Below are 26,812 nucleotides of genomic sequence, written 5' to 3' on the forward strand. Positions count from 1 at the left end.
CGCGTGGTGTCGTTTTATGTATTAGCCCATGGAATTTTCCGCTGGCGATCTTTATGGGGCAGGTTGCTGCGGCAATTGTAACGGGTAACACAGTAATTGCTAAACCCGCTGAACAAACCACCTTGATAGCCCTGCGCGCGCTTGAATTAATGGAGTCTGTTGGCATGCCCGATGGCACAGTGACAGCCGTTATTGCAAGAGGCCCCGCAGTGGGTGAAGCGCTGCTTGAAGATGAGCGCATTAAGGCGGTGGTATTTACCGGCTCAACGACCACCGGCACACATATTGCCCGCACGTTGGCAAAGCGCGGCGGAGATCAAATACCGCTGATCGCAGAGACCGGCGGCCAAAACTGTATGGTTGTCGACTCAACCGCTTTGCCTGAACAAGTCGTTGATGATGTGATTTCATCGGGTTTTAAAAGTGCAGGACAACGCTGCTCAGCCCTGCGCGTTTTATTTTTACAGGAAGAGATTGCCGACGGTATGACCAAGATGTTGATCGGTGCGCTGCAGGAACTTAATGTCGGTGATCCGGCTCAACTCTCAACTGACGTTGGACCTGTGATTGACAGCAAAGCATTGAGCAGCTTGGAAGCGCATGCTAAAGATATGGAGAGTAAGGCGGAACTACTTTACCAATCTCCGGTACCGGCAAACAACGGCACTTTTTTTGCCCCACGTCTTTACCAGATAGCAGATATCTCGGTCTTGCAACGCGAAGTTTTTGGTCCGTGTGTACATATCGTCCGGTTTAAGGGCGGCGAACTTGGAGAAAGCATCGAAAAAATCAATGCCACAGGATTTGGATTAACCATGGGCATTCATACTCGAATTGAAGAGCGCGCTATTGAACTTGCTAAGTTGTCGCGGGCAGGTAATATTTACATCAATCGGAATATGATAGGTGCCGTGGTTGGAGTACAACCCTTTGGCGGAAGAGGTTTATCCGGTACAGGACCAAAAGCAGGCGGGCCTAATTACTTGACTCGCTTTATGAATGAAAAGGTAACACCAAATCCACTGCAGAATGAGAGTTTATCGGCTGACGACAAACCGCTGATCAGTGACCAGGCTTCAAACCGGGAGACTGTTGTTTTCATGGAAAATGCTATCAAGGCAGAGCATGAATGGCGGTTGACCGATTTAAATGCCCGTATTTCTGCCGTGCGTCAGCTGCTTGCGCAAATTTCGAAAGTGACAATTGTTGATGAATTAGCCGATGATTTAAATTCGACGCTTGCTGCAGCGCGCTCACAGCTGATCAACATTGAAAAAAAGATGCGCAAACCAAAGGTACTGCCAGGGCCTACGGGTGAATCTAACGTATTGTATTTAGAGCCTCGTGGCATTTTGGTCTGTTTTGCGGATAAGAATGTAACCTTCGAATATTGGACGTTGGCGATAGTGACTGCATTAGCCACGGGTAATGTGGTTATTTCGGTGGTTTCTGACCTGTTTTATGAAGAAGCATTGGCATTTAGAGATCAATTTAACGCCACTGGCGCACCAGAATGCGTGCTTCAGGTGGCTAAATTATGTCATTTAGAAGCATTACTCGAGCAGGAAAAGTTGGCGGGTGTGGTGATCGACAGTCATAGTCCGCGTTGTAGCTATATGGTGCGTAAATTGGCCGAACGCGAAGGTGCGATATTGCCGGTGATCACCTCGGAATATACGGCTCACTTGATTCAACGACTACTCACTGAAAAAAGCATCAGTATAGATGTCACCGCATCCGGCGGTAATACCTCTCTGATGACGTTGATTGAGGAGGATGAATAACTGTTTTTTGTACAAAGAGACGTGGTTTTTAGCTAAAAACCACGTCTCTTAATTACCCCTTCGCGATTTATTAACGCAGGCTTTGCAGAACACCTGGCAAACGCATAAGACTCAAGCACAACTGCTCAAGTGGATTGGGTGATAATGTGCGTTTTATTCAGAGAAAATTTCAAAAAATAATTGTCAGCTATTCTCGCTATCGGTACAAGCTCATCTGATGATCACGCCCACAGGTTTAGTTGTTAATAAAGCAATGAGATGCCATTTTTATCAAACAGGTGGGTTTTATCAAGATCGGTTTTAAGGTAAATCACCTCCCCCTTTTGTTTGCTGATAATACCCGGCAATTTAACCACTAGCGGATCTTTTGACTCATTACTATCAAGATGTAACAAGGTCACTTCACCTAATGACTCGACAAAGATGATTGTACCGGACAACATACAGCTCTCTTGATCGGCCAAACGGAAATCTTCCGGACGCACCCCAACAGTTAATGTTTGATGCTCAATATCAGTTGAGCTGGTAATTGGAATATCAAACTCATTACCATTTTGGGTTTTAATATGCGTAGTTTGCCCCGCCTGCAGCAACTCAACATTAAAGATATTCATCGCTGGCGAACCAATAAACTGCGCGACGAATAGATTAGCTGGTTTACCGTATAACTCAAGCGGTGTACCCACTTGCTCAATTTTCCCTGCCGACAGCACGACAATACGATCCGCCAATGTCATCGCTTCAACCTGATCATGGGTGACATAGATCATGGTGGTATTTGTGAGGCTCTCTTTTAAATTGGCAATTTCAATGCGCGTTTGTACCCGCAGTGACGCATCGAGATTGGATAGGGGTTCATCAAACAGAAATACTTTTGGATTGCGAACAATAGCTCGGCCAATCGCCACCCGTTGTCGTTGCCCACCAGAGAGTGCTTTGGGTAAACGATATAGATAATCCGTTAATTGCAACGTCTCTGCCGCACTCATTACGCGCTTGTCGATCGTGGCTTTGTCCTCTTTGGCAATGCGCAAGGCAAAGGCCATGTTGTCATAAACGGTCATATGCGGGTATAGCGCATAGGATTGAAATACCATGGCGATACCCCGCATGGCCGAGGGGATATCATTGACGTTATGACCCTCGATAAACAGATCGCCACCGGTAATGTCTTCAAGACCTGCAATCATGCGCAATAGCGTTGACTTACCACAGCCAGAGGGGCCAACAAAAACGACAAACTCACCCAGTTTGATATCCAGGTCAATACCAGATAACACCTCAGTTTTGCCGTACGATTTTTTAATATTTTTTAATGTTAAACCTGTCAAATGAGTCATATCATCTCCTTAAATTCCTGTTATTTGACTGAGCCGGTAAGCAATCCACGCACAAGGTAGCGTTGCAGCGTGAAAAACACGGTGAGCGGCACGGCAATGGAGACAAAGGCGGATGCGGTTAAGATTTCCCAATTCCCTCCTCTTGATCCCAATAACTCTCTTAAGCGGCCCGTTAATACCAATTCATGTTCGCCATTGCCAAGAAATACAGTAGCGACCAGCAGATCATTCCATACCCAAAGGAATTGGAAAATGGCAAAGGAAGCGAGCGCTGGAAATGACAGGGGCAGTACAATTTTGACAAAAATTTCAAAGTCATTGGCACCATCAACGCGAGCCGATTCAATGATCTCTTTGGGCAGACCTGAAATGTAATTTCTTAATAAATAAATCGCCAAGGGCAAGCCGAACCCGGTATGGGCCAGCCAAATGCCGAGATAGCTTTTTGCGCTAACGCCAAAGTATCCTCCTATCGTGTTGTAGAGTTGTAACAGTGGGATCAAAGACATCTGCAAGGGCACGACCAACAATCCAACCACCAGAGCAATTAATATTCCTCGGCCGGGTAAACGCATCCAGGACAGTGCATAGGCGGCAAAGGCTGCGATCAAAATCGGAATAATAGTGGCCGGTATGGTCACCGTCAGTGAGTTAATAAATGACTGACCAATCCCTTCTGAGTGTAATACTTCATCATAATTGTCGAGGGTGAATTTAGGCGAAGCCAATGCCGTGTAAAAGATCCGATTGCCGCGACTGCCAGTAAAAGGGGTAGGCGATATCATGCTATATTTGCCATCGCTGGCAACGGTTAAGGTACCGCCATTTCTCATCTGCGCGACGCTTCCGACTAAATAGGCTTCCGGCTCTTGCGATGTCCAACCAAAGCGTAAAATTTCATCCTTAGGATTAAAATTCTCAATTTTCCCCGATAAAACATACTGACCATCAAGTAAAACTTGCTGATCTGGCCCATCTGTTCTGCCAATTAAATTTTGTTCTGAGGAGGAGAGTGCTTCCCACCAACCACTCACCGCAAGTTGATCTTTATCGCGGAAAGAGGAGATCAACAATCCCGCAGTGGGGAATGTCCATAACAGCACTAGAAACAACACACTCAGGTGCACCAGCACCATTAATGGTGAACGCCTGATTTTTTTCAGACTCATCATGACACGATTAGACTTGTTACTTGGTATCGGTTGCTTGTCCGCCATGATTAACGTCCCTCCATTTGTGCATTTGCCTGTCTAACATTCCAAACCATCACCGGGATAACCGCAACCATGATAATCACCGCTATCGCTGCACCACGGCCAAAATCACCACCGCCTCTAAACATCCAGTCAAACATCATATTGGCCAAAACTTGTGTGTCCCATTGACCATTGGTCATCGCTAAAACGATATCAAAGACTTTAAGTACTAAGATAGTGATAGTGGTCCATACCACGGCAATAGCCCCCCAAATTTGCGGGATAAGAATTTTGAAGAAAATCTGTATTCCATTGGCACCATCTAATACTGCAGCTTCCACCGTTTCCTCGGGAATACCACGCAGTGCAGCCGATAAAATCACCATGGCAAAACCCGTTTGGATCCAGATCAAAATCACCATTAATAAAATATCATTCCAAAACGGGATGGTTATCCAAGCTTGCGGTGTGCCACCAAAATACTCAACGACCGCATTGAGCAGACCAATTTGGTCGCTGCCTTCTGCGCGGTAATCATAAACAAACTTCCAAATAATAGACGCGCCAATAAAGGAGATAGCCATAGGCATAAAAATAAGACTTTTAGCAATATTTCCCCAACCAATGCGATCGGTGAGCGCCGCAATAATCAACCCCAAAAACGTTGATAATGCAGGGACGATCAATAGCCATAATAGGTTATTGGTTAAACTTTCAATAAATTCATTGTCGTTAAATAGCCATTGATAATTGGCTAATCCAACAAAATCTTCACCATTGCGACCGTGTAATGACAAAAACAGCGAATCAAAGACCGGATAAACAAGGTATAAACCAAGAAAAAATAGGGCGGGACCTAAAAATAACCAAGGCCGAATGGCCGCTGCCCGGCGAATGTTTTTTGCCATCTTTTCGTTGGAAACATGATTGATTGGAAAAATCATGATCAGTAACCAGTTGCTACCAACAAAATAAAAAACACAACCCAAAACACCCAGTAGCATAACCAGTAAGGAGTAATATAATTGTTCCATTGGAAAACCTCACACAGAAGCAAAATAAAAAATAAGCCGGTGTTTCACCGGCTTATTAGCGGGAGTCGTTATTTAAGCGCATCCCAGGTTGCTTGAATGTAGTTACCTACTTGTTGCGCTGATTTTCCGCCGGTGTAATCAACCATACCGGTCCAGAATGCACCTGCACCAATTTTACCTGGCATTAAGTCAGAGCCGTCAAAGCGGAAGGTGGTCGCATCAAGTAAAATCTTACCCTGTTTTTTCAGTGTATCATTAGCATATGCGTCGATATTCACCCCTTTATAAGGCGTTAAGAAACCTGATTGCGCCATCCAAATCTCATGGGCGATAGGCGTTTGTAGGAAGGCAATAAAGGCTTGCGCGGCTTTTGAATCATTGGTGATGCCCCATAATGTACCCGCGCCTAACACGGGTTTACCCAGATCTTTAGACGCATAAGCGGGGAAGTAAAAGAAGTCGGCATCGAGACCCAGTTTAGTCCCTTCAGGGAAGAAGCTAGGAATAAACGAGGCTTGTCTGTGCATATAACATTTAGCCGGTGAGCTAAATAGACCCAGAGGACTTTCACGGAAATCAGAGGTGGCTACCGCGCGGGCGCCACCATCGACGAATTTATCATTACCTGCAAACCAACCAAACTCTTCAATGGCTTGAACAACTTTAGGATCGTTAAATTTTAAATCATTAGTTACCCAACGGTCATAATCAGCAGGTGACTGCGTTCTTAACATTAAATCTTCAACCCAATCGGTTGCTGGCCACCCCGTTGCAGCACCACTTCCCAGACCAATACACCAGGGCGTTCCGCCATCGGCAACAATCTGTTTGGTTAATGCTTTTAACTCTTCCATAGTTTGAGGTACGTCATAGCCTGAATCTTCAAAATTTTCAGGGACATACCAAACCAGTGATTTCAAATCAACTTTATAAAAGAAACCAAAGAACTTTTTGGTGCCTTTTTTATCAGCAAAAGTACCAAGATCTACCCAAGAAGATCCTGCCGCATAATTTTCTTTCACCCATTTTTCAGTATCAGCACTGAGTGGCGATAAAAATCCCTTAGAAGCAAGGTCAGCCGCTAAGCCAGGTTGTGGGAAAATAGCAATATTAGGTGCACTGCCTGCCTGAACATCAATCACAATTTGTTGTTCAAAAGAATCCGACCCTGCATACTCTACTTTTGCACCGGTAGCTTGTTCAAAATAAGCAATCACACTTTCCGCAAGTGTTTTATCGGCTCCCAACCATGGCCCTTTAATCGTCAGCGTTTGTCCTTTTAAGTTAACCTCCTTTTTAAACTTCTCATAACTTCCCCAGTTAAAGGTATTGTCTTTGCCGGGTTGGAACTTTAAATCAGCTGCAAAAGCTGATGAAGAGGTAAGAATTGCCACTGCAATCGCGCTATTGAATATCTTATTTTTCATTTTTATTTAACTCCGTTTTTCAACAAAAAAGGAACATTCACTAAATCATTTAAGATAGAAACTATCAGGCGCTAATAATAGACAATGATGTTAAAAAAGATCATTAATTGTATATATAATGTGCATAAAGCCTCTTTTTTGTACAGATTTCGCTCTAGCTTAGTGATCTTCATCACTTAATCTATGAATTTAGGTTTAGGGTATATGAACATTTTACTAAAACGATTTAGACTAAATGGCAATATAAGGGTCGTCGACATGAAAATGCCACAAAAACACACATTGAAAAATATTTCCCAGCAACTAAGCGTCTCTCCGGCGACTATCTCTAACGCTTTTAATAAACCTGCTCAACTGTCAAAGTCGCTGCGTGATAAAATATTAAAATATTGTGAAGAGGTAGGTTATTTAGGTCCAAGTATGGCCGCGAGAAGTCTGCGCACGGGTAAAACCGGGGTCTATGGTATTGTATTATCCGATGATCTCTCTGAGTCATTAATGAACCCGGTAGCTAATCAATTTTTAAGCGCCGTTGCCGAGGTGTTTGATAAACAGCATGTTAATATGCTGCTGCTCGCCTCAGATGCAGAGCGTTATCTGGTTAATCAAATTGATAGTCTGGCAGATGCCTTTATTGTTTATGGTCAACCGAAAAACAGTAAAATATTAATACGTCTTGAATTACAGAATAAACCCATTATCACGGTGGATTTTAAGTATAAAAACTACCCCTCTATTAATATTAATAACCATCAAGCGGCCTATTCGATCGCTAAATATGCCATTGATCATGCCCAAGTCAGCACCATTCACCCGGTTATTTTAGGGCTGCATCTTACCTCGAATAGCGATTCTCAATCCATTGCCGATCTGCAGTTGTTCTCACCCACAGAGTCAATCAGTCGCTGTCGATTAGAGGGCTATAAAGAGGCGTTAAGTGACGCCAATATTGCCATTGAAAATGATGCTATCTGGCAAATTGAGCTCTATGATGAGCGCATGATTCAAACTATTATTCGCGGTATATTAACTGCCTCAAAGCCCATTACTTTGCTTTTATGCATGAGTGATAAAATTGCCATTGCCGCTTTACATGTCGCCACCGAGCTTAATATTGCCGTTCCCGGTGAGTTACAGATTGTCGGCTTTGATGGTATTACCTGCGCACTTGAGCAGGGGATCACTACGGTAGGCCAACCTATTAAAGAAAAGGGCAACATTGCAGCACAGGTCTGTTTAGGTATTCGCAAGAGCGAGTCAGTTACCTTGCTCACAAACTTAATCATTAATGACAGTGCATAGTTATAATTCATCAATATAAGGAACAGCTTTATGAAGGGCGCAATAACAAAAAAATGGTGGCATAACTGCGTGGTCTACCAAATTTATCCACGCAGCTTTAATGACAGCAGCGGTGATGGTGTGGGAGATATCCAAGGCATTATCGATAAACTGCACCATATTCAGGAATTGGGCGCTAATATTATTTGGCTAAGCCCGGTGAACCAGTCACCCATGGATGATAACGGCTACGATATTTCTGATTATTATAAAATAGCGCCGGAATACGGCACCATGGCCGACATGGAATTACTGATTGTCGAAGCTACAAAACGTGATATTAAGATCTTAATGGATCTGGTGGTCAATCATACCTCCGATGAACATCCTTGGTTTATTGAATCAAAAAGCAGCTTGGATAATCCAAAACGGGATTGGTATATTTGGAAAGATCCCAAACCAGACGGCAGTGAGCCCAATAACTGGGAATCCTTTTTTACCCCGAAAGCCTGGGAATTAGATGATGCGAGCAATCAATACTATTTACACCTGTTTAGTAAAAAACAGCCCGATTTAAACTGGGCCAATCCAGAGGTGCGTGCAGCAATCCATGATGTTTTACATTTTTGGCTAAAAAAAGGCATCGGCGGCTTCCGCATGGATGTGATCAATATGATTGGTAAACCCTCTGATTTTCCCGATGCCACCATTTTTGATGAAGGTGTCGCGGGGTGGGAGCATTGGGCAAATAACCTCTTGTGTCATCAATATCTGCGTGAAATTGATGAAAAAGTATTGTCCCACTTTGATGTTATGACGGTTGCAGAAACGCCCTTTACTACCACGCTTGATGGGCGTTACTACTCACACCCGGACAGGCATGAAGTGAGCATGATTTTCCATTTTGAACATATGAGTATTGATAGAGAAGAGCACAATGCTGTACGCAAACCCTTTGATCTTGTTGAATATAAAGAGATCATGACACGCTGGCAAACAGATCTATACCAAAAAGGTTGGAACAGCCTCTATTGGAGCAACCACGATCAACCGCGTACGGTTTCCCGCTTTGGCTGCGACAGCATCGAGTATCGTAGTATCAGTGCGAAAATGCTCGGTACGCTCACCCATATGATGAGTGGTACGCCCTATGTCTACCAAGGTGAAGAGATTGGCATGACCAATAAAACCTTTACCGATATCAGTCAGTTTAATGATCTGATGGCAAAATTTCATTATCAGAAAATATTAGCCAGTGGCCGCACAGCGCAGCAGGCGATCGATTTTCTTAACTACTTTTCACGAGATCACGCTCGTCTGCCGATGCAGTGGGATAATAGTTTAAATGCAGGATTTACCACCGGCACCCCTTGGCTGGCACTCAATGATAATCAATCAGAAGTGAATGCACAGGTAGAAAGAGACAATGAAAATTCAATCTTCCATTATTATCGGAAACTGATCGAATTAAGAAAATCCGCGCTCTATGGCGAAGTGATTACTTATGGTCAATATCAACTGCTTGATCATGATGATGCCGATGTTTACGCTTACAAGCGCAGTTATAATGGTAAAACCTTATTGATCATCTGCAACTTTAGCAAGCTGAAGTTAACACGGTTTTATGAGGAGAAAATTAAACAGCTTGTTTTGAATAATTATCAAGATAATCCGCTATCTCTTGCACCATTAAGCCTTGCACCTTATCAAGCACTGGTAGTGGATATTTCAGATAAATAAACAATGAGGTTAAGCAAGCACTCGGTTTGTCAATAATATCCCCGACAAACCGTAGCATTTGGTATTTTTGGAACAAACCTAAAATTCGGCGTGCTCAATGAATAGGGGTATTTTATATATCGCTAAAGTATCAAGAAAAGCAAAGCTACCTTCTAAGAAGGTCAATCTTTAACTTGGTACTCTATTGATTTTATTTAAATTCATTCTGCCCAGAAGTTCTTGGATGCCGCTGATCATATTGACCCTGACTCTGTAGAGATTGAATTTATCCGGGGCAATTAAATTTCGTTCATAACCACCATTGAAGGCATAGACCAGTTTAAGGTTATATCTCTCATTTAGCGGCTCCAGATAGCTTTCGTTGTTGTCTAAGACGAGTGGCATTGAACTTGGTAATTTGTAATAGAGCAGGACAATATGATCACGATTTGCAGGGATTGTCTTGCCATAGGCCAGCATTAACTTATTTGAATCGACACCAATATCTATTAGGTGAAACATTTTTGCTATGGCAAAGTCTTCGCAATCGCCCCCACCATGAATAACGAACTCTTTAGGTGTTGCCCAGTAGTTATTTTTGTTCCATTCGTTAATATCTTTTAAATATTGAAAGCGATTAAAGAATCTATTAACGGATTGAACTTTTTCTATTTCAGCTAGATTGCGGTAGCCATCCATCTCTAATCTTGTCGTGATAACTCTTCTCTGTGACATTTCACTCTTTAGTGGAAGCTGAAGTGCGTGGCCCTTGATGGTGAAGAGGGTGATAAATATAAAAATTACTGTTTTCATTATCTACTTTGTTAGCTGTTAAAGTATTAATCGTATTTTGCGGAGGTGTCACCGCAATGTCCGCAAAGCGGCAAGGAGAAACAATCATTGGCGGCGGGTGGAAAATAGCAGTCGATGGTTTGGCGCAAAAATTGAGCTACATTATTAACACCAATCTTGAAATTTGCAAAGCAATATTATCCAATTAAGAGATTTGCTTTCAAGTTAAATTAAATATATCCATGTTCGTCAAATAGCCTTCAAATGACCAGATCGAATTTGGCCAGCAACTATCCCTTTGGCATTAGGAGCTTAGGAGTAAAGTTGAATTACTCGTGGCTGAAAAATAATAGAACAACACTTGAGGAGATATATGGTTCGCCGATCTAAGCCGCTATGCTGAAATCACGACTGCACAGCAGGTGAGCGCTCGATGACGACATATTTTTATTAGCGGATATTTATTAGTTGTTTCACTGCCATACATGTTGTCGGCTCTGCCCGCCAGCAAAGCGATACTAAAAGGCTCCTCTGATCTTCTGCTCCATTGAACGTGGCCTTTTCAGCCATAAAGTTGACTAAAGCGCCAGTAACATGTAGTTTGGTCCTACCATTAAAGAGTCTGGAATATTTTCCACTCCCTTTTTTGTAATTAACATCATGGTTATGTCTGAAATACATCACATTTGTTATGTTCCTCGCATCAAAACTGCTTGGTCTTTTCAAATTGGTACTACCAATAAAAGGTCAGCTTGCTTATGAATTTAGATTCCCTATTTACACCCGCTCAAGTCGGCCGTGCCGGCGAGGATGTGGCGTTGCAGATCGAATCCGCCATTCTAAACGAAAAAATAATGCCCGGGGAAGGGTTGCCCAGTGAGCGAGAACTGCAACTACAGTTTCAAACCGGCCGTGGAGTGATCCGCGAGGCGATGCGTGCACTGAAGCAAAAAGGGCTGGTGGAAATTCGCAAAGGTGCCAAGGGTGGAGCCTATGTTAAGCAGATCGATGTCGCCAATGTCAGTGAGTCGCTGGCCCTGTTTTTAAAACAGCAGCATGTCGGCCTCGCCGATATCGCTGAGTTTCGCGAGAGTATAGATCACACCATCACTCTTTTAGCTATCGCGCGTGCCGATGCCGCAGAAAAGCAACAGCTTGTGGATGAAGTAGAAAAAATGCGGGTATCTCTTGAGCAGCCGGAACCGGACATGCAAGCGTTGGGAGAGCTGGATCGCGAACTGAATATCCGCCTGGCAAAGATGACCGGAAACCCAATATTTGAGTGGATCATGCAGGCCCTGCAACTTGGTTTCAGTTCGCAGGATTATGCGTTATATGACCACTTGGACTATCGACAAAAAACGGTGGCTAACTGGGTCGAAACGGCCCGCCACATTGCGGCTAATGAGCCGCTGCGAGCCCGTTCATCGGTCGGGGCACACTATGCGATGCTGCAGCGCTGTGTAGAAGAGGCCCGTGGTGGCCCGGACGCAGCAGCAATGCCAACGAAATAAATTACAGAAAAAATAACTCACAGAAATAAGGAACACACAGAATATGAACACAGAGAAATATGATTATATTATTGTCGGCGGTGGATCTGCTGGCAGTGTGCTGGCTAACCGCCTGAGCGCGAACCCAAAAAATAAGGTACTGGTTCTCGAGGCTGGAAAGCCCGACTTCAAGTGGGATTTTCGCATCCACATGCCAGCTGCGCTGACCTACCTGCTGACCGACAAGACCTACAACTGGCTCTACCAATCGTCTCCCGAGCCACAGATGAACAATCGTCAAATAGCCCATCCGCGCGGCAAGGTACTCGGCGGATCGAGCAGTATCAACGGGATGATCTATATTCGCGGCAACGCTATGGATTATGAAAAATGGGGAAGTAACAAGGGGCTGGAAAGTTGGGATTATTCCCACTGTCTCCCGTACTTTAAAAAGTCTGAAACCCGCCTGCAGGGGGCTGATCAATACCATGCTTCCAATGGCCCGCTCAATCTAACAACGGCGGAGTGCGATAACCCCCTTTTTGATGCTTTTTTCAAGGCCACCGCGCAAGCTGGGCATCCCCAGACCGACGACGTTAATGGCTATAAGCAGGAGGGCTTCGGTCGCTTTGACCAGAATATCTACCGGGCACGCCGCTACAGTTCCGCTCGAGCCTATCTCCATCCGGTCAAGAAGCGCTCGAACCTCACCGTTCAGTGCCTAGCAATGGCGACGCGTATCCTCTTTGAAGGAAAAAAGGCGATCGGCGTTGAATACACTCGGCTTGGCAAAACTCATAAGGTCTACGCGAATGAAATTATCTCCTGCGGCGGTGCAATCAATTCTCCGCAGCTTCTGCAGCTCTCCGGTATCGGTAACAGCAAACATTTACAGGGTCTCGGCATCGATATGGTCCATGACCTCCCTGGTGTTGGCGAGAATCTGCAGGACCATCTGGAATTGTATGTTCAGTATGGCTGCACCAAGCCGGTCAGTATGTATCCGGCCCTGAAGTGGTACAACCAACCGAAGATAGGTTTTGATTGGCTGTTTAACCGTAAAGGTGCAGCGGCTACCAACCATTTCGAAGCAGGGGGCTTTATCCGGGGCAACGATCAAGTCGAATATCCCAATCTGCAATTCCATTTTTTACCGCTCGCTATTCGCTATGACGGCTCTGCACCCGTTCAAGGGCATGGTTTTCAGTTGCACGTTGGACCGATGAATACCGATGTACGTGGTCACGTCAAGATCACGTCGAAAAAGGCAAGTGTTTATCCGGAGATTTTCTTCAACTACCTATCGACGGAGCAGGAGCGCCGCGAATGGGTCGAAGCTATCCGATGTACGCGGAACATTATCGAACAGAAAGCGTTTGATGATCTGCGCGGCAAGGAACTGTCACCCGGTCCAGAAGCGCAGACTGATCAGGAGATTCTCGATTTCGTTTCCCGAGAAGGAGAAAGTGCTTACCATCCAAGTTGTACCTGCAAGATGGGCTATGATGAGATGGCCGTGGTCGATGCTGAATTGCGCGTCCATGGCGTTGAGAATCTGCGGGTGGTCGATGCTTCTGTCTTCCCTTCGATCACCAATGGCAATATTTACGCCCCGGTGATGATGGTGGCCGAAAAAGCTGCTGATTTGATCCTCGGCAATACGCCAGATGCGCCGTCACCCGCCGGTTTTTATAAGCATCAGATGGACTAAAAAAGAGTCATCTCTTTTTCTGTTCCTATTGTGGAAGATTCGGCTAACTTGAAGGAGAGTTAACAGCTGCTTTGCAACTAAAGTAGTTGCCGGATTTGAAACTAAAAGCGTGCAATATTAATGTCAAATAGCCTTGCTAGATTAATCTAGCAAGGCATTGATTGTAGTAATAAGTGCGGTTTTCAATTTATTTATACCTATCCTATAACCCATTTTTTTATATACAAAGCTAGAATTAGCTGTGATGCAATCACGCTATTGATTAACCTTCCCTTGTCGAGACCCCTTTTTATCACTGCATTTATTGTTGTGTTCGCCATCCATTTTGTGCGTTGAAGAGTGATATAACGGGAAATTTTACAGATTGGCTGGGTAGATAAGTCAGATGTTCAGTGAGGCGGGCGGTTCACCCGCAGTATAAGCAGACGGTCGAATTAAAATCGCAATTACAAAGACTCATCGGTTTGAATTTTTCCTACCAGTAATACGGGGGCGGCATCGAGTTCAGCGGCATCCATCATACATGCAATACGTTCTACGGCTGCGAGTAATTGACTTTGCTCCCACTCTTCAAGATTTTGATAGCGTTTAATAAAATTCTCTTGAAGCGGTTTTGGCGAGTCGCTTAATAAGTTTTGGCCGACTTCGCTTAATGATAAATGGACCTTACGTTTATCGGTCTCACTGCGTGTTCTAATGACTAAATTGCGGCTTTCAAGTCTATCGAGAATCGTTGTGACGGTTGCTGCGCTTAACGTGATCTCTTGAGCAATCTGCTTTGCAAGCGGCGCGTCAAGTTGTGCTATTTTGCGCATTACGATTAATTGCGGCACAGTTAATCCAGAGTCTTTATTTAACTGCCGAGAATGGATACTGATAGCTCTGATCACTCGGCGTAATGAAATTAATAGTTGTTCGTATTTGTCCATAATTCTCTCACTATTTTCTGCGTACCATAACAGAAATAATCATAACACTCATCTGTAAAATAAAAAAAGCAGAATAACGTGAGGCGCTATTCTGCTTTTATAAATGTGTTTATAAATTAAGGGTTGTTACATGGAAGTAGCGATCTTGAGTACTTTTCCTTTGTGACTTTATGGTTTGCAACTTTAATATTGGTGACGACTATTTCGTTGCCGACACCCGATATTTCATATAAAAAACTGGCCAATAAAAAAGCCGCAAAATGCGGCCCTTCGTAATAGTTTGCAGAACGATCGCTCCTATTTATCGCCGATCAGCTTGCCAAGCATGGCATAATAAATCTCTCGGTCGCCAACATAACCCACTAACTTACCATCTTGCTCGACTAATACGCCGTGTTCAGACTGATAGCGAAGCGCCATAACGGTTTCCATTTTAGCGGCCAGTGACACCACCAAAGCATGCTTTTTATTAACGTTGTCCGTATCACCATCGCGCCACAGCTCCAAAGATACTTTCGTATCGCCGTAACGAATAGCGCTGTTACTAATGCTATCGCCTTGATACAACCAGCAATCGTCACGCCGACTAAGACAGATTTCACCTTGTTGTTCCTGCAGGTTATCTAACGGGCGCATTAGCGCCTGTGCGTTAACAACATTGATAGGATTGGTATGCGCGACAAACGCCTCTACATAGTCGTCCGCAGGATTCATCACAATATTTTCCGGGGTATCGTGCTGAACAATGATACCGTCTTTCATAATCGCAATATGATTGCCAAGCTTTAGGGCTTCGTCCAAATCATGACTGACAAACAAAACGGTTTTGTTTAATTGCTGTTGCAATCGTAACAATTCATCTTGTAGCTCGCTTCTGATGAGCGGGTCTAATGCGGAAAACGGCTCATCCATTAAAATAATATCGGTTTCCATCGCAAACGCGCGAGCTAAACCAACACGTTGCTGCATACCACCAGAAAGCTCATTTGGTTTTTTATCCGCCCACTCGGCTAGGCCCACCAGCTCTAATTGCTCAATGGCTTTGGCGCGAACGGTGCGTTTATCCAACCCCTTTTGCTCCAAACCAAAAGCGACATTTTCAGCCACGGTTAACCACGGCATGAGTGAGAATTTTTGGAACACCATGGAGATGCGGTTCATCCGAACCTGACGCCGCTCATCTTCACTGAGTTCGTGGAAATTCTGAAAACCTTGCTCGGTTTCCAAAAAAACATCACCGCGAGTCACTGGGTTCAACCCATTCGCGGTACGCAATAAGCTTGATTTTCCCGAACCAGACAGACCCATCAACACACATATTTCGCCCTTACCTACCTTCAAACAGGCATTTCTTACGGCTGCGGTTAACCCAGTCTGCTCTTGAATCTCTTGTAGACTTGCGCCACTGTCCATTAGCGGTAATGCGCGCTCAGGTTGTTCGCCAAACACAACATCAACATTTTTAAACTCGATCATTTTATTAAGTCCTGTCGTTTATTTGCTTTTAAATATGCGGTCAAGCATGATTGCGACCAACACAATGGCTAACCCGGCTTCAAAACCTGTCGCAATGTTTACCGTATTAAGCGCCCGTACCACAGGTTTTCCCAAACCATCGGCGCCTACTAAAGCTGCGATAACCACCATAGATAAACTGAGCATAATGCATTGCGTAATACCTGCTCGAATACTTGACATGGCCGCAGGAATTTCAACTTTTAAAAGCAAGCTACGCTTAGTGCAACCAAATGCACGACCCGCTTCTAACAACTCTTCGGGCACTTCGGAAATACCTAAGTGTGTCAGCCTGATGGGCGCTGCTATGGAGAACACAATGGTCGAAATAAGACCCGGAACCACGCCCAAGCCAAATAAGGTTAACGCTGGAATAAGATAAACAAAGGGGGGGATTGTCTGCATTAAGTCCAACAACGGCCGTATAAAGCGGTACAACCTGGGACGATGTGCAGCGGCAATACCAATTGGCACACCCAGTAATACACAGAATCCGGTGGCGTAAATAATTAAAGAAAAGGTTTCAATGGTCTCTTCCCAATAGCCGAGATTCCAAATCAGCAGCAATGACAAAATAAAAAATGCCGTTACGGCTTTATTGCGCTGTTGCCAAAAAATCAAACCCGCAACAATGACAATAAATAGCCAAGGTGGCAGCATAGATAAAAAGTCCACCAAACTTTCGATCATGACGTCCAGTAAGCTGGAAACGGCATCAAAAAGAGAACCGCAGTAGGTAATTAGCCCATCCATCATGGTCTCGGCCCACTGACCGATAGGTAATTTATGTTCTGTTATAAAACTCATATTTGCAACGCCGTGTAATAAAAAGAAATTCAGGTTGGCGGAGTTGCCAACCTGAAGTAAAACTTAAAGCTTTAAATACGCTTTTACGGCCGGCAAAGCGGGCTTACCGTCGATAGTTTTAACACCTTCTAACCATGCATCTAAAACAGAGGCATTATCTTTCAGCCAATCTGTCGCAGCGGCTTCTGGCTTTTTGCCATCATTTAAAATAGCGGCCATGACTTGGTTTTCGGCGGATAGGGTAAAGGTAAGATTGGTTAACAATGTACCAACATTCGGGCACGCTTGCGTGTAGCCTTTACGAACATTGGTGAATACACTCGCGCCGCCAAAATCAGGACCAAAAAATTCATCGCCACCGGCTAAATAAGCAAGATCAAAATTTGCATTCATTGGGTGTGGTGCCCAACCTAAAAATACCACCCAGTTGTCGCGACGTGTTGCACGTTTAACTTGCGACATCATACCCGCTTCGCTGGACTCGACTAATTCAAACTCTTTTAGACCAAACGCATTTTTAGCGATCATATCTTGGATTAAACGGTTACCATCATTGCCAGGTTCAATACCATAGATTTCGCTATCAAATTTATCAGCAAACTTAATAAGATCGGCAAAGTTTTTAACGCCCGCATCATAAACATACTTTGGTACCGCTAATGTGTATTTTGCACCTGATAAGTTTTTGTGAATGGTCTCTACGGTTCCCGCTTCACTATAAGCTTTAATATCAGCTTTCATTGTTGGCATCCAATTACCAAGAAACACATCGATGTCGCCATTTTCTATCGACTTATAAGTCACAGGTACAGACAACAACTGCGTATCCGTTTTGTAACCCATCCCTTTTAATACTGTAGAGGTGATAGCTGTCGTAGAGGTGATATCTGTCCAACCCACATCAGAAAAACGAACCGTCTCGCATTGATCTGCATTTGCTGTTAACGCGACAGTAGCTGCCAGTATGGGAAGTATTTTTTTTAGTTTCATGATCGTTCCTTTTTTAGTTTGCGATATAACAGAGCGTTGAAAACATCGCTAAATAAATGCTTATTTTTCGACGCTCTGGCTGAAATATACTGCTCTATCTATATATATATATTTAGAGAAGCACTATATTAATTTTCCTTTCTTAAACTTGATTAATCGCCTTATTTGACCGCTGTCTGGTTTGCCAGTCATCGGCCACAGTCACCTTAGCTTTGCTTGGCGCAAGGGGTGTTTTACCTAAAATCATGTCGGCGGCACGCTCTGCGACCATAATGGTAGGTGAATTGAGATTGCCGTTAGGAATCGTTGGAAAAATCGATGAATCGACAACGCGAAGCGCTTCGATACCGTGGACTTTAGTTTCAGAGTCCACTACCGACATGGCATCTTCACCCATTTTGCATGAGCAGGAGGGGTGATAGGCACTTTCAACCGAACGCCTGACAAACTGATCAATTTCCTGATCTGTTTGTATTGCAGGGCCCGGCTGAATCTCTTCGCCGCGGTATTCATCTAAGCCGGGCTGATTGATTATTTCGCGGGTTAATCGAACGCAGGCTCGAAATCCTGCAATATCATCCTGGTGTGATAAATAGTTAAATTGAATTTGCGGCGCAATATGGGCGTCATGTGAGACAACTTTAACCGCACCGCGGCTTTTGGGTTTATTATGGCCGACGTGGACTTGGAAACCATGGCCTGCAAATGCTTCTTTACCGTCATAACGCATGGCTGCCGGTAGGAAGTGATACTGAATATCCGGCCATTGTAAATTAGCTTTAGAGCGAATAAATCCGCATGACTCAAAGTGATTAGTCGCGCCTAAACCCGATTTATTCAATATCCAGCGTACACCAATCAATAATTTATTTAACGGGTCAATTTTCCCGTTAAGCGTTATCGGTTTTAAGCATTTAAATTGAAAGTAAAACTCAAGATGATCTTGCAGATTTTGACCAACACCCGGTAACTCATGACGTTGTTCAATACCTGCTTTTGATAAGGTATCGGCGTCACCAATACCCGACAGTTGTAAAATATGCGGGGAACCGATCGAGCCTGCACAGAGCAGAACCTCTTTATTACAGCGCGTATCAGTTAATTGACCTTTAGACTCGTAACGCACCCCCACGGCTTTTTTACCTTCAAGCAGCACCTTGTGCACCAGGGCGTGAGTAACGACCGTTAAGTTGTCGCGCTTCATGGCCGGTCTTAAGTAGGCATTCGCGGTAGACCAACGCACACCATTTTTAACGGTCATGTGCATCGGGCCAAACCCCTCCTGCTGCTGTGCATTGTAATCTTTCGTTGCTAAATAACCGGCATCAACACCCGCATCCACAAAGGCCTGGTATAGCGGATTTTTCATATTATTGCCGTTATTAACAGCAAGCGGGCCAGATTCTCCGCGATACTCATTACCGCCAAATGACCAGCTCTCGGCTTTTTTAAAGTAGGGTAGACAATGTGCATAGTCCCAATTTTTAGCGCCAGATAGCTGCCACTCGTCAAAATCACGCGCATGGCCACGCACATAGACCATGCCGTTAATAGATGACGAACCCCCTAATACTTTACCTCGAGGGCAATGCATGCGGCGATTATCTAAAAACGGCTCGGCTTGTGTTTCAAACTGCCAGGCATACTTTTTACTGTTCATCGGTATTGATAATGCGGTCGGCATCTGAATAAAAATACTCTTATCGCTGCCGCCGGTTTCTAACACTAGCACTTTATTGCTTGGATCTGCTGACAAGCGATTTGCAAGGACACAACCTGCGCTCCCTGCGCCTACAATGATGTAATCATATTGTGCTTGCGTCATCTTTATTCCTTAAAACGGACTTTCAAGTGGCTGCATGCCGACATATACCGCTTTGATCTGGGTATATTCTTTGAGTGTTTCGCTGCCATTTTCGCGGCCGACACCTGACATTTTATAGCCACCAACCGGCATTTCAGCAGGTGATGCGCCAAAAGTATTAATCCAGCAGATGCCTGCCTGAATCTGATGTATCACCCGGTGAGCACGGGTAATATCCTGAGTAAACAGGCCTGCGGCTAATCCTAAGCGGGTACTGTTTGCGCGGCGAATAACTTCATCTTCATCGCTGAAAGTCAGTACCGACATAACAGGGCCAAATATTTCTTCTTTAGACAAGGTCATTTCATCTGTACAGTCAGTGAAAATCGTCGGCGCAACAAAGAAACCCTGTGGTGCATTTTCAGGCTGTAATGTTTTGCCTCCAGTAAGCAGGGTGGCGCCTTCAGCTTTACCAATCGCAATATAGTCGAGCACTTTTTGTTGATGCTCCTTGGAAATCAGAGGACCAAAATTTGTCTCAGTATTCATCGGATCGCCGCAGATAATATTTTGCTCTGTACGCTCAACGAGACGCTTTATAAATCGAGGATAAATATCTTCTTGAACAAACACGCGGGTGCCGTTTGTACAAACTTCTCCTTGCGTATAGAAATTACCTAACATCGCTGCTGATACCGCATTTTCCAGGTCGGCATCATTAAAAATAATCAGCGGTGATTTACCGCCTAATTCCATGGTGACGGCTTTTAGTGAACTTGCAGCTGCTGCCATCACTTTTTTGCCGGTACCTACTTCACCGGTAAATGAAATTTTGGCAATATCTTCATGATTGGTGAGCCAAGCGCCAACACGACCATCGCCTTGAACCACGTTAAACACACCATCGGGAACACCCGCGCGAGTGAACATTTCGGCTAAGCGCATCGCACCACGCGGTGTTTCTTCTGAGGGTTTAAAAATCATGACATTACCGCAAGCTAACGCCGGTGCTGCTTTCCAACAAGCAATCTGCAGTGGATAGTTCCATGCGCCGATACCGGCACAAATACCCAGAGGCTCGCGGCGAGTGTAATAAAAATCATCACCGACCTGTTGCTGATTGCCTTCAATACTCGGAGCAATGCCTGCAAAAAACTCAATAGTATCTGCACCTGTCACGACATCAACGACGGAAGCTTCCTGCCATGGTTTACCGGTATCAAGCACTTCACCCGCTGCAAGTTCGTCATTGTGTTCACGCAATAACGCAACGGCTTTGAGCAGAATACGACTGCGCTCTATTGGAGTCATTTTTGACCATTTGGCAAAACCGGATTTAGCACTCTCAATTGCAGCTTGCTTCACTGCTTGATCTGCTGTTTCAACTAAGTAGCTAACCTCACCGGTAGTGGGGTTGATAACTGAAAATGTTTCACCTGTGTTATTAGGCACATATTGACCGTGGATATAATTTTGGTAGGTTATTAATGCTGGCATTGATTTTCTCCGTGTTGCACGATAAAAGTCTCAATAAAGGCTTTAGATAAAATTTGGGCTTGTTTGAAATCTTCTTCAGGTGTTGAACTCAGCGCACTGCGCAGCCAGAAACCGTCAATCATTGCTGCGGTTTGTTTGGCTGCATTGATAGCGGCAGTAGCTGGCAAAAGCTGCTTAAAAGAAAAAAGTAGGTTGCTGTATAAACGCTGGTTATTGATATGTTGAAGTCTTGCCAGTCCCGGATCATGCATCGCTTGGGACCAGAAACTTAACCATGTTTTAGCCACGGCATTGGATCGTTGTAATGCAGTGAAATTTGCTTCAACTATCATAGATAGTCTGGCAACTGGAGAGAGTGTTTTTCCTGACGTCCTTACTAGTAATGCCTGCTTTAATTCATCGAGAAGATATTTAAGGGCTGCTTCTATTAACCCCTGCTTGCCGCCAAAGTAATGGCTGATGATTCCCGATGACATTCCCGCTATACCACTAATAGTATTAATTGTAGTGTGCTGCAGTCCATGACGTTCGACGGACACTAGTGTGGCATCGATAAGTTGCTGTTGTCGGAGCTGTTTCATCACTGGTCTGGGCATAAATAACTTCTCTGCATAGTTGAAAACGTAATTAATTGAACGTTCAATTAATTAGTATGGTAATGATTCGTGCCCTAACTATCAACTGTTAATTAAATGTTGTAAGAATTGAGCGCTAATCAACTTGATTGGCAGCTTGGTAAAGTAAAAGGCAATATGCCACCAGTAATTAGGGGTTTGGACTGCTTCGGGGCGTTTTTGTATAAATAAAAAACAATTAATTAGTTATAGCAAAAATGATTTTTGCTGTAACTATTTGCTGTTTTTGGATTCAGATGCGATATCTGGAATAGGCTCTGTTCTAAGCAAAAGACCTTAACCGCAGCAGCATCTATAAAGATTGAAAATAAGTATAGATGCTGCAGAGGAGTGTAATTGCAACCATATTTGCTGAGTATGTGCGTTTTTTTATTAAAATTTAAAAAAACAATTGCCTGTTCAGTACTTTTTTAGTACCTTTTTTAGCAAATGAACCCATCCATTGAGAACGTAAATACTACAAATACAGCGAGTTAACGTTTTTATAATAAAAACATCAACTGAATTTGACAGGCTCCATGTTTACTATATATTGAAACGATAGTGCACAGAGCACTAAGCATTCAATACAACTGCAGATCAACAGATTTGATAATGAGAACCATGTGGTCATAAAAGATACGAAACGCGCAATTAAAAACAAAAAAATGACGGCAGAGGCCAATAATCTTGGCGAGCCAATTAACGTCAAGCAAGCTGAATTGGCAGAAGAAAATCCCCCAATAAAATGGGTGCAACCGATCGTGGTGATTGGCGCTTCAGCGGGCGGATTAGAATCGTTAAATCAGTTTTTTCCAGTAATGCCAGCCAGTTCAGGGTGCGCATTCGTGATAGTTTCACATTTAGACCCTAAACACGTCTCCGTATTGTCAGAAATTATTCAGCATAAAACAACGATGAAAGTGTCTTTAGCTAAAGAGGGGGTTAAAGTATCAGCAAACTGCGTTTATGTTATCCCACCCAATAAAAATATGACCATAGCGAATAGTGTCTTGCATCTGCATGAATTGACAGTTTCAAGCACACTTAGTCATCAGATTAATACCTTTTTTCACTCGGTTGCCAGTGATCAAGGAGAAAATGCCATTGCCATTATTTTATCCGGTAGCGGCAGTGACGGCACAGAAGGCATCAGCGCAATACATCACGCAGGCGGTATGGTGATAGCGGAAAGTCGCGACTCAGCTAAGTTCAAAGGGATGCCCGAAAGTGCGATTGCCAGTGGTAATGTTGATTTTATCTTACCGGTTACGGATATACCCAACACATTATTGGATATTATCGGTGGCAATATTAATAGCCTACAGGAAAGTCCCAGTAGTCATGAAAGTAGAATACTTGCAGCATTACCAGAGGTATTTGCGCTATTATTTTCAGCAACACAACAAGATTTTTCAAATTATAAAACGACCACTATCTGCCGCCGCATAGAGCGCCGCATGGCGGTACATCATATGACCCAAATCAGTGATTACCTTTGTTTATTAAGAGATAACGCTCAGGAAGTGATGATACTTTATAAACAGCTATTGATTGGTGTCACCCGATTTTTCCGGGATGTTGATGCCTTTGAGCAACTTGAAAATAAGCACTTACTTGAACTGATCCGCAAGAAACCAGCTAATGACCCTCTGCGAATTTGGGTTGCGGGTTGCAGCAGTGGCGAAGAAGTGTATTCAATCGCTATCATAGTAGATGAATGCATGGAGCAGCTTAATCGACAATTTGAAGTGCAAATCTTCGGCACAGATATTGATGAAGCTGCAATTTCTATTGCACGCGCAGGCATTTATCCAAAAATTATTAACCAAGATATCAGCCCGCAAAGGCTTAATAACTATTTTGTTGAAAAAAGTAACGGCTATCAGGTAAGCAATAAAATTCGTGAGACAGTTATTTTTGCAGTACAAAACTTAACCAGCAACCCTCCGTTTAGCAAACTTGATCTGCTCTGTTGTCGCAATCTGTTGATCTACTTTACTCAGGATTTACAACGTAAAATACTGCCGCTTTTTCACTACAGCCTAAAGGCAGATGGCCTGTTATTTTTGGGTTCTTCTGAAAGTCTGGGGCCTGCGTCTATACTTTTTTCTGTATTAGACAAAAAGTGTAAAATTTTTAAAAAATTGCCCAATATGGAAAAAAAATATCCACTGTTCAATTTAACTCACCCCAAAAGAGATTTTTCCATGTATAAAACAGAGCTGTCACAGCAGAAAAAGACATTTGAAGAGGTCAACTCGCTAAAATTATTGAAAGCGATGCTATATCAAAGTGGTATGCCGGCAAGTGCTATCATCAATGAACAAGGGGAAATAGTCTACGTCCACGGTAAGCTCGGGCCTTACCTTGAACTGCCGGAAGGGCTATGCGATTTCAATATCCTTAATATGGCAAAGCTGGGTCTTAAAATCTCACTTAGCAAAGCGATTGATCAACTTCATTCTGACCACAAAGCGATAACCATCCCCAAACTGAGAATTAGCGATAAGCAATCCGTCATTCATTTCAATCTGATCCTTAAGCCCCTGCCAGAGTTTAAAACTGCCGGCAGCAATCTGACCATGGTTATATTTGAGGAGATACCCGTTAAAAAAGAGCCATCGACCATAACGGCTCCCTTCGTAAATAGCGCGCAATTTGAACAACTAACTGAAGAGTTGAGATATACAAAAGAAAGTTTACAATCTCATATTGAAGAGTTAGAAACATCCAATGAAGATATGATAGCCACCAACGAAGAATTACAATCAACCAATGAAGAGTTGCAAAGCAGTAATGAAGAGTTGGAAACATCTCGAGAGGAACTGCAGTCACTTAACGAAGAATCTTCAACAGTCGGGGCTGAATTGAAATGTCAGGTTGATGATCTGATGAAAGCCAATGATGATATTAAAAACTTACTTGACACCACCAATATTGCCACTATTTTTCTCGACACTCACTGTGCAGTGCGCCTGTGTACTCCCCAAGCTAACAAGATATTTCCATTAACCAACGCTGATATAGGCCGACCTCTTAGTCATTTCGCTAGTAAACTGGTTGATGTTAATGTTGAACAACTTTCCTTACAGGTCTTAGACAATTTACTTATGAAAGAGCTAGAAGTGCGTGATGTAGACAATAATATATTGCGTATGTGTATTAGACCTTACCGAACCTTGAAAAATTTAATTGATGGCGTGGTGATCACCTTTGAAGATATTAGCAAAATCAAAAAAGTAGACGCTATGCTGCAAATCAGTAGCGACAATTTGCAGGAAAATATGTTTTTTATGAGCGGCGCATTTTTGCTTGCTCCCCATGCGATGATTATAAAAGATCTTAATGGTTTAATTATTGCGCTGAATGAGCAGGCGGTTAAACTTTATGGTTGGAGCCGAGAGGAACTGCTTGGTCAGCCTATTACAATGCTCACCCCAGAAAAATATTTACAGCAGATGGTCGATGCAGCTTCTCTTTGCCATAATCATAAAGAAAATATAGTGGATATTGCAACCTATCGACTAACTAAATCGGGGGAAACGATTGCGCAAAAAGAGACCTTATCGAGAATGACCGATGTTTCAGGAAAAGTTTGCGCGGTTGTATATACAATTAATTAGAATGGTAGATTTCGAGGCTTAAAATGAACAGTAAGTTTGAGAGTGAAAATTACCTCAGTAAATTAAAAGCGGCTGCCAAAAAGCAGCTTTTATCGAGTTCTGCTCCATTAAATGGTATTGATCTGAATGATAGCGATATAGACAATAGTGAGTCGCTCATTCACGAGTTACATACCCATCAAATCGAACTGGAACTGCAAAATAACGAATTACAAGAGACACAAATTAAGCTCTACGAGTCATTAAAAAAATACTCGGATCTGTTTGATTTTGCGCCCAATGGCTATATGACCATTAACCCTAAGGGGCTAATTGTTGAAACCAATAAAACATCGAGCAAGCTGTTGACATCGCCTGTTCATAAAATGCTAAATAAACCGCTCTCCGACTTTATTGTCAGAGAAGATCAGGATGTTTATTATCATTTTCGTAGAAAATTAATTAACACCACTAAGTATCAAATTTGTGAATTAAGAATAAAAACGGCAAATGATTTATTTATGTTTGTGCAATTAACCGCCTCCATCGACAGCAGTATCGACGGTATCGACGGTCAGTTTAGACTTACCCTGACTGATATTTCTGAGCTGAAATTAGCGCAACTAGCGCAGGAAAAACATAGCGAACAGCTTAATAAAGCGTTAATAAATACAATCCATAGCTTAGGAACAATCGTAGAAGTGCGCGATCCCTACACCTTTGGTCACCAGAAAAGAGTCGCAAAGCTGGCCTTGCTGATTGCTAAAAAAATGGGCTTACCAGAGATGCAGCAAGAGGGGATAATGCATGGCGCTCACATTCATGATATTGGCAAGATTAATGTGCCCGCTGAAATCCTCAATTGCCCAAGACAGTTAACCAAGCCGGAATTTGAAATAATCAAAACGCATCCGCAAGTGGGCTATGACATTATCGAGAATACGGAATTTCCCTGGCCGATAAAAGAGATGATCCTTCAGCATCATGAACGCCTTGATGGCAGTGGCTATCCTTACGGGTTAAAAGGCGATCAGATCATACTCGAGGCTCAAATTATTGCCGTTGCGGATGTTGTCGAAGCGATCAATTCACATCGGCCTTACCGTGCTGCTCTCGGCCTTAATATCGCGATAGCAGAAATTCAAAAAAATAAAAACATTTTATACAATGGCGATGTCGTTGATACTTGCATCGAAATCATTCGTGAGCCGGTATTTGAGTTTTAATATGCGCGAACACCCAAATCTTTTTGCTGAATTTAGGTAAAAGGTTTG

20 protein-coding genes are annotated in these 26,812 nt (G+C 43.4%); 8 read left to right on the forward strand and 12 right to left on the reverse strand.

The features are described 5' to 3' along the window. The coding region (locus ACJAT7_RS09625; RefSeq protein WP_415226589.1) for an L-glutamate gamma-semialdehyde dehydrogenase at window positions 1–1,784 on the forward strand (1,784 nt) is incomplete at its 5' end. 242 nt (window positions 1,785–2,026) lie between these two features. Here ACJAT7_RS09625 and ACJAT7_RS09630 read toward each other — a convergent pair. From ACJAT7_RS09630 to ACJAT7_RS09645, 4 genes are all read right to left on the reverse strand, one after another. Next, the gene (locus ACJAT7_RS09630) at window positions 2,027–3,115 is read right to left on the reverse strand and encodes an ABC transporter ATP-binding protein (RefSeq protein ID WP_415226608.1); all 1,089 of its coding nucleotides are present in this window, start codon (window positions 3,113–3,115) and stop codon (window positions 2,027–2,029) included. Window positions 3,116–3,144: 29 nt separating this feature from the next. Further along, entirely contained in the window at window positions 3,145–4,341 is a 1,197-nt protein-coding gene (locus ACJAT7_RS09635; RefSeq protein WP_415226590.1) for a carbohydrate ABC transporter permease, read from the reverse strand. A 2-nt stretch (window positions 4,342–4,343) separates the two neighbouring features. Next, on the reverse strand, window positions 4,344–5,354 hold the full coding sequence (locus ACJAT7_RS09640) for a carbohydrate ABC transporter permease (RefSeq protein WP_415226591.1): 1,011 nt from the start codon (window positions 5,352–5,354) through the stop codon (window positions 4,344–4,346). Window positions 5,355–5,422: 68 nt separating this feature from the next. Then, window positions 5,423–6,781 carry an ABC transporter substrate-binding protein gene (locus ACJAT7_RS09645; RefSeq protein WP_415226592.1) on the reverse strand — a complete coding sequence of 453 codons (1,359 nt, stop codon included), beginning with the start codon at window positions 6,779–6,781 and terminating at the stop codon, window positions 5,423–5,425. A 258-nt stretch (window positions 6,782–7,039) separates the two neighbouring features. On the opposite strand from ACJAT7_RS09645, the gene ACJAT7_RS09650 reads away from it, so the two are divergent. Together ACJAT7_RS09650 and ACJAT7_RS09655 are read left to right on the forward strand one after the other, a co-directional pair. Then, complete coding sequence (locus ACJAT7_RS09650) at window positions 7,040–8,083, forward strand: LacI family DNA-binding transcriptional regulator (RefSeq protein ID WP_415226593.1); 1,044 nt, start codon at window positions 7,040–7,042, stop codon at window positions 8,081–8,083. 30 nt (window positions 8,084–8,113) lie between these two features. Next, window positions 8,114–9,802: a glycoside hydrolase family 13 protein gene (locus ACJAT7_RS09655; RefSeq protein WP_415226594.1), complete on the forward strand. Its 1,689-nt coding sequence runs from the start codon at window positions 8,114–8,116 to the stop codon at window positions 9,800–9,802. A 168-nt stretch (window positions 9,803–9,970) separates the two neighbouring features. Here ACJAT7_RS09655 and ACJAT7_RS09660 read toward each other — a convergent pair whose 3' ends face one another. Further along, window positions 9,971–10,594, reverse strand: coding sequence for a transglutaminase-like cysteine peptidase (locus ACJAT7_RS09660; RefSeq protein WP_415226595.1), 624 nt, complete (start codon window positions 10,592–10,594; stop codon window positions 9,971–9,973). 56 nt (window positions 10,595–10,650) lie between these two features. Between ACJAT7_RS09660 and ACJAT7_RS09665 the strand changes: the two genes are divergently transcribed. The 3 genes from ACJAT7_RS09665 (at window position 10,651) to betA (ACJAT7_RS09675) (ending at window position 13,777) form a co-directional block, all read left to right on the forward strand. Then, window positions 10,651–10,782 (forward strand): hypothetical protein, encoded by a 132-nt coding sequence (locus tag ACJAT7_RS09665; protein ID WP_415226596.1) that lies wholly within the window; start codon window positions 10,651–10,653, stop codon window positions 10,780–10,782. Between the two features lie 549 nt (window positions 10,783–11,331). After that, window positions 11,332–12,087 (forward strand): FadR/GntR family transcriptional regulator, encoded by a 756-nt coding sequence (locus ACJAT7_RS09670; RefSeq protein ID WP_415226597.1) that lies wholly within the window; start codon window positions 11,332–11,334, stop codon window positions 12,085–12,087. A gap of 43 nt (window positions 12,088–12,130) precedes the next feature. Next, on the forward strand, window positions 12,131–13,777 hold the full coding sequence (betA, locus tag ACJAT7_RS09675; RefSeq protein ID WP_415226598.1) for a choline dehydrogenase: 1,647 nt from the start codon (window positions 12,131–12,133) through the stop codon (window positions 13,775–13,777). 446 nt (window positions 13,778–14,223) lie between these two features. Here betA (ACJAT7_RS09675) and ACJAT7_RS09680 read toward each other — a convergent pair whose 3' ends face one another. The 7 genes from ACJAT7_RS09680 to betI all read right to left on the reverse strand — a co-directional run bounded on the left by ACJAT7_RS09680 (window position 14,224) and on the right by betI (window position 21,915). Continuing rightward, entirely contained in the window at window positions 14,224–14,706 is a 483-nt protein-coding gene (locus ACJAT7_RS09680; RefSeq protein ID WP_415226599.1) for a MarR family winged helix-turn-helix transcriptional regulator, read from the reverse strand. Between the two features lie 297 nt (window positions 14,707–15,003). Beyond that, a complete protein-coding gene (gene choV / locus ACJAT7_RS09685) occupies window positions 15,004–16,182 on the reverse strand; it encodes a choline ABC transporter ATP-binding protein (RefSeq protein WP_415226600.1) in 1,179 nt (392 codons plus the stop codon). An 18-nt stretch (window positions 16,183–16,200) separates the two neighbouring features. Beyond that, window positions 16,201–17,028, reverse strand: coding sequence for a choline ABC transporter permease subunit (choW, locus tag ACJAT7_RS09690; protein WP_415226601.1), 828 nt, complete (start codon window positions 17,026–17,028; stop codon window positions 16,201–16,203). 63 nt (window positions 17,029–17,091) lie between these two features. Beyond that, on the reverse strand, window positions 17,092–18,018 hold the full coding sequence (locus tag ACJAT7_RS09695) for a choline ABC transporter substrate-binding protein (protein ID WP_415226602.1): 927 nt from the start codon (window positions 18,016–18,018) through the stop codon (window positions 17,092–17,094). A 142-nt stretch (window positions 18,019–18,160) separates the two neighbouring features. After that, window positions 18,161–19,843, reverse strand: a complete 1,683-nt coding sequence (betA, locus tag ACJAT7_RS09700; protein WP_415226603.1) for a choline dehydrogenase — start codon at window positions 19,841–19,843, stop codon at window positions 18,161–18,163. A gap of 9 nt (window positions 19,844–19,852) precedes the next feature. After that, window positions 19,853–21,319, reverse strand: coding sequence for a betaine-aldehyde dehydrogenase (betB, locus tag ACJAT7_RS09705; RefSeq protein ID WP_415226604.1), 1,467 nt, complete (start codon window positions 21,317–21,319; stop codon window positions 19,853–19,855). Further along, entirely contained in the window at window positions 21,307–21,915 is a 609-nt protein-coding gene (gene betI / locus ACJAT7_RS09710) for a transcriptional regulator BetI (RefSeq protein ID WP_415226605.1), read from the reverse strand. The genes betB and betI overlap by 13 nt, the downstream gene beginning before the upstream one ends. Before the next feature lie 644 nt (window positions 21,916–22,559). On the opposite strand from betI, the gene ACJAT7_RS09715 reads away from it, so the two are divergent. Both ACJAT7_RS09715 and ACJAT7_RS09720 read left to right on the forward strand, forming a co-directional pair. Continuing rightward, window positions 22,560–25,559 (forward strand): chemotaxis protein CheB, encoded by a 3,000-nt coding sequence (locus tag ACJAT7_RS09715; RefSeq protein WP_415226606.1) that lies wholly within the window; start codon window positions 22,560–22,562, stop codon window positions 25,557–25,559. A gap of 23 nt (window positions 25,560–25,582) precedes the next feature. Continuing rightward, window positions 25,583–26,764, forward strand: a complete 1,182-nt coding sequence (locus ACJAT7_RS09720) for an HD domain-containing phosphohydrolase (protein WP_415226607.1) — start codon at window positions 25,583–25,585, stop codon at window positions 26,762–26,764. Window positions 26,765–26,812 lie beyond the last annotated feature (48 nt).

The sequence above is a fragment of the Psychromonas sp. genome (genome assembly GCF_047632995.1).
In the GTDB taxonomy this organism is placed as follows: Bacteria; Pseudomonadota; Gammaproteobacteria; order Enterobacterales; family Psychromonadaceae; genus Psychromonas.

Bases quoted from the DNA above. Each gene is read 5' to 3' on its own strand.
- ACJAT7_RS09635 (WP_415226590.1), bottom strand. From the start codon at position 4,341: ATGGCGGACAAGCAACCGATACCAAGTAACAAGTCTAATCGTGTCATG.
- ACJAT7_RS09640 (WP_415226591.1), bottom strand. From the start codon at position 5,354: ATGGAACAATTATATTACTCCTTACTGGTTATGCTACTGGGTGTTTTG.
- ACJAT7_RS09645 (WP_415226592.1), bottom strand. From the start codon at position 6,781: ATGAAAAATAAGATATTCAATAGCGCGATTGCAGTGGCAATTCTTACC.
- ACJAT7_RS09650 (WP_415226593.1), top strand. From the start codon at position 7,040: ATGAAAATGCCACAAAAACACACATTGAAAAATATTTCCCAGCAACTA.
- ACJAT7_RS09655 (WP_415226594.1), top strand. From the start codon at position 8,114: ATGAAGGGCGCAATAACAAAAAAATGGTGGCATAACTGCGTGGTCTAC.
- ACJAT7_RS09660 (WP_415226595.1), bottom strand. From the start codon at position 10,594: ATGAAAACAGTAATTTTTATATTTATCACCCTCTTCACCATCAAGGGC.
- ACJAT7_RS09665 (WP_415226596.1), top strand. From the start codon at position 10,651: ATGTCCGCAAAGCGGCAAGGAGAAACAATCATTGGCGGCGGGTGGAAA.
- ACJAT7_RS09670 (WP_415226597.1), top strand. From the start codon at position 11,332: ATGAATTTAGATTCCCTATTTACACCCGCTCAAGTCGGCCGTGCCGGC.
- betA (WP_415226598.1), top strand. From the start codon at position 12,131: ATGAACACAGAGAAATATGATTATATTATTGTCGGCGGTGGATCTGCT.
- ACJAT7_RS09680 (WP_415226599.1), bottom strand. From the start codon at position 14,706: ATGGACAAATACGAACAACTATTAATTTCATTACGCCGAGTGATCAGA.
- choV (WP_415226600.1), bottom strand. From the start codon at position 16,182: ATGATCGAGTTTAAAAATGTTGATGTTGTGTTTGGCGAACAACCTGAG.
- choW (WP_415226601.1), bottom strand. From the start codon at position 17,028: ATGAGTTTTATAACAGAACATAAATTACCTATCGGTCAGTGGGCCGAG.
- ACJAT7_RS09695 (WP_415226602.1), bottom strand. From the start codon at position 18,018: ATGAAACTAAAAAAAATACTTCCCATACTGGCAGCTACTGTCGCGTTA.
- betA (WP_415226603.1), bottom strand. From the start codon at position 19,843: ATGACGCAAGCACAATATGATTACATCATTGTAGGCGCAGGGAGCGCA.
- betB (WP_415226604.1), bottom strand. From the start codon at position 21,319: ATGCCAGCATTAATAACCTACCAAAATTATATCCACGGTCAATATGTG.
- betI (WP_415226605.1), bottom strand. From the start codon at position 21,915: ATGCCCAGACCAGTGATGAAACAGCTCCGACAACAGCAACTTATCGAT.
- ACJAT7_RS09720 (WP_415226607.1), top strand. From the start codon at position 25,583: ATGAACAGTAAGTTTGAGAGTGAAAATTACCTCAGTAAATTAAAAGCG.